The organism is Limnoraphis robusta CS-951 (genome assembly GCF_000972705.2).
Map to the genome: position 1 here is coordinate 1 of NZ_LATL02000100.1, position 8,084 is coordinate 8,084.

The 8,084-nt window shown below is 41.9% G+C and carries 5 protein-coding genes; 1 reads left to right on the forward strand and 4 read right to left on the reverse strand.

Annotated features, from left to right (window positions below):
- Positions 1–932: 932 nt before the first annotated feature.
- Positions 933–2,054, forward strand: a complete 1,122-nt coding sequence (wecB, locus tag WN50_RS09050; protein ID WP_046280180.1) for a non-hydrolyzing UDP-N-acetylglucosamine 2-epimerase — start codon at positions 933–935, stop codon at positions 2,052–2,054.
- 161 nt (positions 2,055–2,215) lie between these two features.
- On the opposite strand, the gene WN50_RS09055 is transcribed toward wecB, so the two are convergent.
- The 4 genes from WN50_RS09055 to pflA all read right to left on the reverse strand — a co-directional run.
- A complete protein-coding gene (locus WN50_RS09055; RefSeq protein WP_046277998.1) occupies positions 2,216–2,491 on the reverse strand; it encodes a MoaD/ThiS family protein in 276 nt (91 codons plus the stop codon).
- A gap of 96 nt (positions 2,492–2,587) precedes the next feature.
- Positions 2,588–3,889, reverse strand: a complete 1,302-nt coding sequence (gene thrC / locus WN50_RS09060; RefSeq protein ID WP_046277999.1) for a threonine synthase — start codon at positions 3,887–3,889, stop codon at positions 2,588–2,590.
- A gap of 257 nt (positions 3,890–4,146) precedes the next feature.
- Positions 4,147–6,807 carry a bifunctional acetaldehyde-CoA/alcohol dehydrogenase gene (gene adhE, locus WN50_RS09065; protein ID WP_046278000.1) on the reverse strand — a complete coding sequence of 887 codons (2,661 nt, stop codon included), beginning with the start codon at positions 6,805–6,807 and terminating at the stop codon, positions 4,147–4,149.
- A gap of 681 nt (positions 6,808–7,488) precedes the next feature.
- A partial coding sequence (pflA, locus tag WN50_RS09070) for a pyruvate formate-lyase-activating protein (protein ID WP_049558834.1) occupies positions 7,489–8,084 on the reverse strand: 596 nt, incomplete at its 5' end.

The window sequence follows — 8,084 nt, forward strand, 5'->3', positions numbered from 1 at the left end:
ATACATAAGTTTGGGTTTTAGTTCAATAAAATAGGGACAGTCATGGTTAGAAAATAATTGGGAAAAAATTTTATCGATCGCTTGAATTAATTGAGTTTTTAAAACTATTTTTCTCAAAAAAAATCAAAAATCTTTAATAATAAACAGCCATAAAGTCTTATCAATTGAGACAATGGCTATCTTTTGCTGTTAATAAATATCAAAATTGTTCATTCTTAATATTTCCAACTTATCTGATGAAAATTAGAGGGAATTTGACCGGAAAATTTTATTATTTTTTTTGAAGATAGCGATCGCATTTTGGAGAATGAAAACACCCTGCTTAAAAAGGGGGGTTGGGGGAGAGGTCATCGGGTTGATTTCACCTATCCGGCTCGTGGCAGCGCCCGCACCATTCTCTTGAAAAGTTTGCTCCATTGGTGAGGTCAAAAACTCCTAAAACGAGACAGCTCCCAAAGCAAATGGCTCTGGAAGCTGTCTTATAACTGACCCGTCGATTATTAAGTGTTTGACGGGATTTATCGGCTAGCCTTTTTATCAACTGCGACTAGCGGGATTTATCTGGGTTTTTATCTGTATTTGTAAGATAACGAAAGATTGTGAGGATTTTGTGAGGCGGGGGTGTAACGGATAGATTAACTTGGGGGGGTTTTGCTTAATGGCTTTGGAAACGGATATTGTAACGGATAGATTAACTTGGGGGGTTTGAGGTTAATGCTTTTGGAAACGGATATTGTAAGGGATAACGGTTGTAACGGATGGGTTTGAGGCGGGAGGATAAGGATATAATCGTTAACGTCTGGATTGAGGGGTTTGATTTGGTGACTCTGTTTGAATTATAAATAAGTCTTCTGGGTATAAAACTGTATCAACTCTAACATCTGTCTCGATTTTCTGATTGCTGAGTTTGCTCTGTATCTCTATTTAGTGCAATGATCAATTCTCGTATTCGAGTGGCTGTTGTCCTTGGGACTCGTCCTGAAGCGATTAAACTGGCTCCCGTCATCCAACAGTTACAACTGGCTTCTGAGTTTGAGACTCAGGTTATTTTAACAGGTCAGCATCGAGAAATGGTTAAACAAGTCATGGAACTGTTTAACCTCAATGCTGATTATAATTTGGAAATTATGCAGACTTCGCAAACGTTGACGGATATTACTTGGCGGAGTTTGCAGGGGTTAGAAGGTTTATTTCAACAGCTTCGTCCTGATATTATTATCGTTCAGGGAGATACGACAACGGCGTTTGCTGCGGCGTTAGCAGCATTTTATCAGAAAATCCCTGTAGGTCATGTTGAAGCGGGGTTACGCACGAATGATATTTTTAATCCTTATCCTGAAGAAGCCAACCGACGTTTAATTTCTCAACTGACTCAGTTTCATTTTGCACCCACAACGCAAGCGGTAGAAAATTTAAGAAATTCGGGGGTTTTGGGAGAAGTTCATCATACCGGAAATACGGTGATTGATGCGTTATTATCTGTGGTGAAACGTCAACCAGAGTTAAACGTTGCTCATTTGAACAAGAGTCAATATCGGCTGATTTTAGCAACGGTTCATCGTCGGGAAAATTGGGGAACTCCTCTGACTCAAATTGCTGAAAGTTTTCTGAATATTTTAGATAAATTTACCGATACGGCGTTACTTTTACCGTTGCATCGAAATCCAACTGTACGAGAACCGTTGCTAAAAATATTAGGAAATCATCCGAGAATCTTTTTAACTGAACCGCTTGATTATTGTGAATTAGTTGCGGCAATTGATCGCTGTTATTTTGTTTTAACCGATTCGGGAGGATTACAAGAAGAAGCTCCCAGTTTAGGAAAACCTGTCTTGGTTTTACGAAAAACGACGGAACGACCTGAAGCCATTACTGCGGGAACTGCCAAACTTGTCGGAACAGAAACCACAGAAATTGTAGAAGCGGCAACCGAATTATTAACCAATTTAGAAGCTTATAAAAAAATGGCAACAGCCATTAATCCGTTTGGAGATGGTCATGCTGCCGAATACATCGTTCAAATTTTGAGAAAACGGATGATAGAACTTCGGTAGGGGCGGGTTCTGTAAAATCTTTAATATCATCTCAGAGATTGAACTCAACCTGCCTCTACAGGATTATTTTATCCGTTATTTTTTAGGGGGCGGGTTTATATCGGTTATTGATGGGAAACAAAAATCTATACTGAACCCGCCCCTACAGTTAAAATTCTCCGTTAACCGCCCGCAACTGCCGGAACAATACTCACTTCATCCCCATCTTTGAGTTCCGTTTTTGTTCCTTCGAGAAAGCGGATATCTTCGCTATTCACGTAAAAATTGAGGAAGCGGCGAGGTTCACCTTTTTCATCACAAAGACTACTTTTAATCCCCGGACAATGGGCTTCTAAAGAATCAATCAATTCAAGAATATTGCTGCCTTCACATTCAAGCTTTGCTTGGTTTTCGGTGAATTTTTGCAAAGGAGTTGGAATTAATACTTTAACCGTCATGTCGATTTTGAAAGGTAACGTTTGAGTAGATTTACAGTCAGGAACTCGGCAAGTTTTAGGGACAGGTTCATTCACCCATCCCTAAGTTTTTTTAGATTACACTAAAACTTCTTGCCATTCTAAACGGCCTAAAGTGTGGGCGCGCTCTAAGGCTTGTTCAAAGCTTTCTAATTTAGCGTCAATGGTTAGCGGTTCGCCGACATAACCTTGAACGGCTTCTTGAGTCTTTAAGCCATTGCCCGTGATGTAAACAACAGTGGTTTCATCGGGATCAATTTTACCAGCTTCGACTAATTTTTTCAAGACGGCGATTGTGGTTCCGCCTGCGGTTTCGGTGAAAATGCCTTCAGTTTCCGCTAACAGTTTTATGCCTTCAATCACTTCTGCATCATTGACAGACTCAATATGACCGTTGGTTTTCCGGGCGACTTCTAGGGCATAAACGCCATCTGCCGGGTTGCCAATGGCAATTGATTTAGCAATGGTATTCGGCTTAACGGGGGTGATAAAATCACGGTCTTCGGTGAAGGCTTGGGCAACAGGTGAACAGCCTTCTGCTTGGGCGCCACTAAAGCGAACTGCTTTATCTTCAACTAAGCCGACTTTGATAAATTCTTGGAATCCTTTATAGATTTTAGTATACAAAGAACCCGAGGCAATTGGCGCGACAATATGATCAGGAAGTTTCCAGCCTAATTGTTCGGCGACTTCATAACCGAGGGTTTTTGAACCTTCTGAATAATAGGGACGTAGGTTAATATTAACAAATCCCCAACCGTGAGTATTTGCCACTTCTGAACAGAGGCGGTTTACTTGGTCATAATTGCCTCGAACTGCCATCAAAATCGGGTTATAAATTAAAGTCCCGAGGATTTTTCCGGCTTCTAAGTCAGAAGGAATAAATACACAACAGTCGAGTCCCGCTTTAGCAGCGATGGCGGCGGTGGAGTTGGCTAAATTTCCGGTACTGGCACAGGAGACCGTTGAGAAGCCCAATTCTCTAGCACGACTGAGGGCGACGGAAACCACTCTATCTTTGAAGCTGAGAGTGGGCATATTGACAGCATCGTTCTTAATATAGAGGTTTTTCAGACCGAGGCGACGGGCTAACCGTTCCGACTTCACTAGGGGCGTCATTCCGGTACCGACATCAATCACATTATCAGTGGCCACAGGAAGGAAGCTGCGATAACGCCAGATGGATTTCGGGCCAGCTTCAATGGTTGCGCGAGTCACGGTTTGGCGGAGTAAGTCGTAGTTGTATTGAACTTCTAACGGGCCAAAGCAGACTTCACAAACGTGTTTGGCTTCGAGGGCGTATTCAGCGCCGCACTCTTTACACTTGAGTTTCTCGAAAGTTGCACCTGTAGTCTGAGTGTGAGTTGTTAGTGCCGTCATGGATTGAACCTCTAGTTGAACGATGTCTTTTGAATTCCTGATTTCAAAACAATATCACAGTGAATTTACCAGGTCAACCATACCCGAGTTTTTTTGTCGGGATTGATTTAGGGCTTGAAAATCAATATCCCCCCTCCCTGGGGTTGGGAAGGGGGAGTCCTATTAACAGTGAACTGTTACCAGTGACCAGTAAACAGTGAATTGATAACTGGTAGGGGTAATTCATCAATGACCCCTACAATAGAAGAATCTAACGATTAGGTTGTCGCCACAACTTGCGGTTCTTCTGGAATCACTATTTTACCATTTTGTTGGGCTTCGACTAACGGACGACCATAATAAGCATCGAGATACAATTGCTTCAGGTCTTTAATTAGAGGATAACGGGGATTTGCACCCGTACATTGATCATCAAAAGCGCGATCGGCTAATTCATCAATTTTCGCTAAAAATTCCGCTTCACTTTCTTTGATCACATCTTTAATCGCACTCGGAATTCCCACTTGTTGCTTCAAGTCTTCAATGGCTAAAATCAAGCGATCAACCTTCTCAATTTCCGTTTCACCGCCCAAATTCAAATAGTCCGCAATCCGAGAATAACGCCATTTTGCATTGGGATATTTGTACTGAGAAAACGTCGCTTGTTTAAACGGGGCATCGGTGGCATTGTAGCGAATCACATGACAAATCATCAACGCATTAGCCAACCCGTGCGGCACATGGAACATCGCTCCTAATTGATGCGCCATTGAGTGACAAATGCCTAAGAAACCATTAGCAAATGCCATCCCCGCCATTGTAGACGCATAGTGCATTTTTTCGCGGGCTTTGGGATCTTCTGCCCCATTGTGATAGGAACTCGGCAAATATTTAAAGATTAACCGAATGGCTTCTAAAGCTAAACCATTAGTATATTCAGAAGCCAACACCGAGACATAAGATTCTAGGGCGTGAGTTAAAGCATCGACCCCCCCAAATGCGGTTAATGCTTTTGGCATATTTAACACCAATTCGGGGTCAATAATTGCCATATTCGGCGTTAACGCATAGTCCGCCAAGGGATATTTAATATCATTTCGACGGTCTGTTACAACGGCAAATGGCGTCACTTCTGAACCCGTTCCAGATGTTGTGGGAATGGCAACCATGATCGCTTTTTCCCCTAACGGTGGCAAGTCATAAACCCGTTTACGGATATCCATAAACCGCATTGCCAAGCCGTCAAATTCGATTTCAGGATGTTCATACATCAACCACATAATTTTCGCCGCATCCATCGGAGAACCGCCACCAATGGCAATAATTACATCCGGTTGAAACGTATTCATCAACACCAATCCCCGTTCCACTGTATCGAGAGAGGGATCAGGTTCAACATCATAAAAGACATCGTATTTGAGTCCGATTTCTTCCAAAACCTCCTCTAATATCGCCGTTACTCCTAACTCATAAAGGGGTTTGTCGGTAACAATAAATGCCCGTTTTTTTCCGGCTAACTCGCGAATAGCTGTGGTTAACGCCCCGTATTTGAAGTAAATTTTAGGAGGAATACGGAACCATAACATATTTTCCCGACGTTCGGCGACGGTTTTGATGTTTAAAAGGTGATGAGGTTCGACGTTTTCACTGACTGAATTACCGCCCCAACTGCCACAACCCAAGGTTAAAGACGGGTCAAGACGGAAGTTGTAAATATCCCCAATTGCCCCTTGAGAAGACGGCGTATTAATCAAAACACGGGCAGTTTCAACGGCATCTTCAAAGCGTTTAATATGGTCAATATTGGAGGGCGCTGTGTAGAGGGCGGCTGTATGTCCGCGTCCTCCAAACTGCACTAATTTTTCCGATTTTTCCACCGCATCTTCAAAGTCTTTCGCCCGATACATGGCTAACACAGGCGAGAGTTTTTCATAGGCGAAGGGTTCGTTCGTGTCAATATTTTCAACTTCACCAATAATCACTCGGGTATTTTCGGGGAGGGTAATGTCAGCCAGTGCGGCAATTTTATCAACAGGTTGACCCACAATTTCCGCATTTAAACGCCCATTGATGATGATTTTCTCCCCTAAACGTTCCCGTTCTTCTGGGGTTAAGAAATAAGCTCCTCGGGCTTGAAATTCGGCTTTTACGGCATCATAAACCTGATCATCAACAACAACCGATTGTTCACTGGCACAAATCATGCCATTGTCAAAGGTTTTACTGAGAATAATTGAAGAAACTGCCATTTTAATATGAGCAGAAGAATCAATTAAAGCAGGGGTATTTCCCGCACCAACTCCCAAAGAAGGATTACCGGAAGAATAAGCCGCTTTCACCATTCCCGGCCCGCCTGTCGCTAAAATCAGCTTAATATCAGGATGCTGCATTAAGGCTTGAGATAGGGGAACGGTGGGTTGATCAATCCAACCAATAATATCATCGGGCGCCCCGGCGGCGATCGCTGCTTCTAAGACAATTCTGGCGGCTTCATTGGTGCAATTTCGGGCGCGAGGGTGAGGAGAAAAGATAATTGCGTTGCGAGTTTTCAGGGCAATTAAGGCTTTAAAAATTGCCGTAGATGTCGGGTTGGTTGTGGGGACAATTCCGGCAAGAATTCCCACTGGTTCAGCAATGCGTTGGAAACCGAAAGATTTGTCTTCTTCAATGACACCGCAGGTTTTTTCTGCTTTGTATTTGTTGTAGATAATTTCTGAGGCAAAATGGTTTTTAATCACTTTGTCTTCAACGATCCCCATTCCCGTTTCTTCGACTGCCATTTTTGCGAGCGGAATTCGGGCTGCATTCGCTGCTAAGGCTGCTTTTTTGAAGATATAGTCTACCTGTTCTTGCGTGTAGGAAGCATATTTTTGTTGGGCTGCTTTTACCCGTGTGATTAGGTTTTCTAGTTCTTCGATGTTGGTCACTGAATTAACCATATCTTTCCCTTAGATAAAATTTCGGTTGAAGAGTTGATGAACGCCAGATTCAAAATCTGGGACTGTTTACAAGCTTTAGGTTTTGGATTGTTTACTTATTGGCCTACGGAAAAAAACAACTGAGCTGTTTCGCTCTTTAGTGTAACGCATTACCGACCGGGTAGAGTCATCTTTGTTTTCTCTACTTGCCTCTATGTTTTATCTTATTTCATCTCGGACAATTTGTTCAAAGATGGGCAAAATTCTTAACATTCTTTTTAAGATTTCATTTTGACTTGCATCCGATATTTTTTTCCGGTAGGATCTAAAGTTTGGCTGTATTCAGATTTTTTGGGAAAGTTAGCGAAAAAAGTGCTAAAATTAGAAGTTATACTTTTCAAGTACAGAATATTTATTTTTGTTGAGTCGCTTTCATCTGTTTTGTTAAATTCTTAAAAATAGAAAGAATAAAAAACCACGCTCGACACAAAGAACACCAAGAATAAACCTTCGTGTCTTTGTGGTGAAAAAATTTACTCCCTCATTAAGAATAAAAAACCACCAAGACACAAAGAACACCAAGAATAAACCTTCCTGTCTTTGTGGTGAAAAAATTTCCTCATTAAGAATAAAAAACCACGCTCGACACAAAGAACACCAAGAATAAACCTTCGTGTCTTCGTGTCTTTGTGGTGAAAAAATTTACTCAACCTTCACCCCAAACCGCTGAAAAATTTCCATCACCTGTTGAACTTGTTCAACCGTCGCCGCAGGAGTATCTTTCAATTTGTACTCATAACCCATTTCCTCCCATTTATACTCGCCCATTTTATGAAAGGGTAAAACTTCTACCTTCTCCACATTCGATAACGTCGAGACAAATTGGGCGAGTTCAGTAATTTCTTGGAGATTGTCTGTTAAATTGGGAACCAAAACAAATCTCACCCAAGTCGGTTTTTTAATCTCGTTTAAATAATGGGTAAATCTCAAAACAGGTTCGAGGGAAACGGCCGTTACTTCCTGATAGGTTTCAGGATAAAATGCCTTTAAATCCAACAATACTAAATCCACAAATTCTAATACTTTTTTCGCATCTTCAAACTTGGGAAAACCCGATGTATCCAACGCTGTATGAATCCCCGCTTGCTTACAAAGCCGAAAAACTTCGCCAATAAACTCCGGTTGTAACAACGGTTCACCGCCCGAAATTGTCACCCCACCCCCCGAAGCCTTCATATAAGACCGATATTTTTTAATCTGTTCAAAAATCTCTTTTGGGGTGACAACTTTTCCCGCTT

Bases quoted from the DNA above. Each gene is read 5' to 3' on its own strand.
- wecB (WP_046280180.1), top strand. From the start codon at position 933: ATGATCAATTCTCGTATTCGAGTGGCTGTTGTCCTTGGGACTCGTCCT.
- WN50_RS09055 (WP_046277998.1), bottom strand. From the start codon at position 2,491: ATGACGGTTAAAGTATTAATTCCAACTCCTTTGCAAAAATTCACCGAA.
- thrC (WP_046277999.1), bottom strand. From the start codon at position 3,889: ATGACGGCACTAACAACTCACACTCAGACTACAGGTGCAACTTTCGAG.
- adhE (WP_046278000.1), bottom strand. From the start codon at position 6,807: ATGGTTAATTCAGTGACCAACATCGAAGAACTAGAAAACCTAATCACA.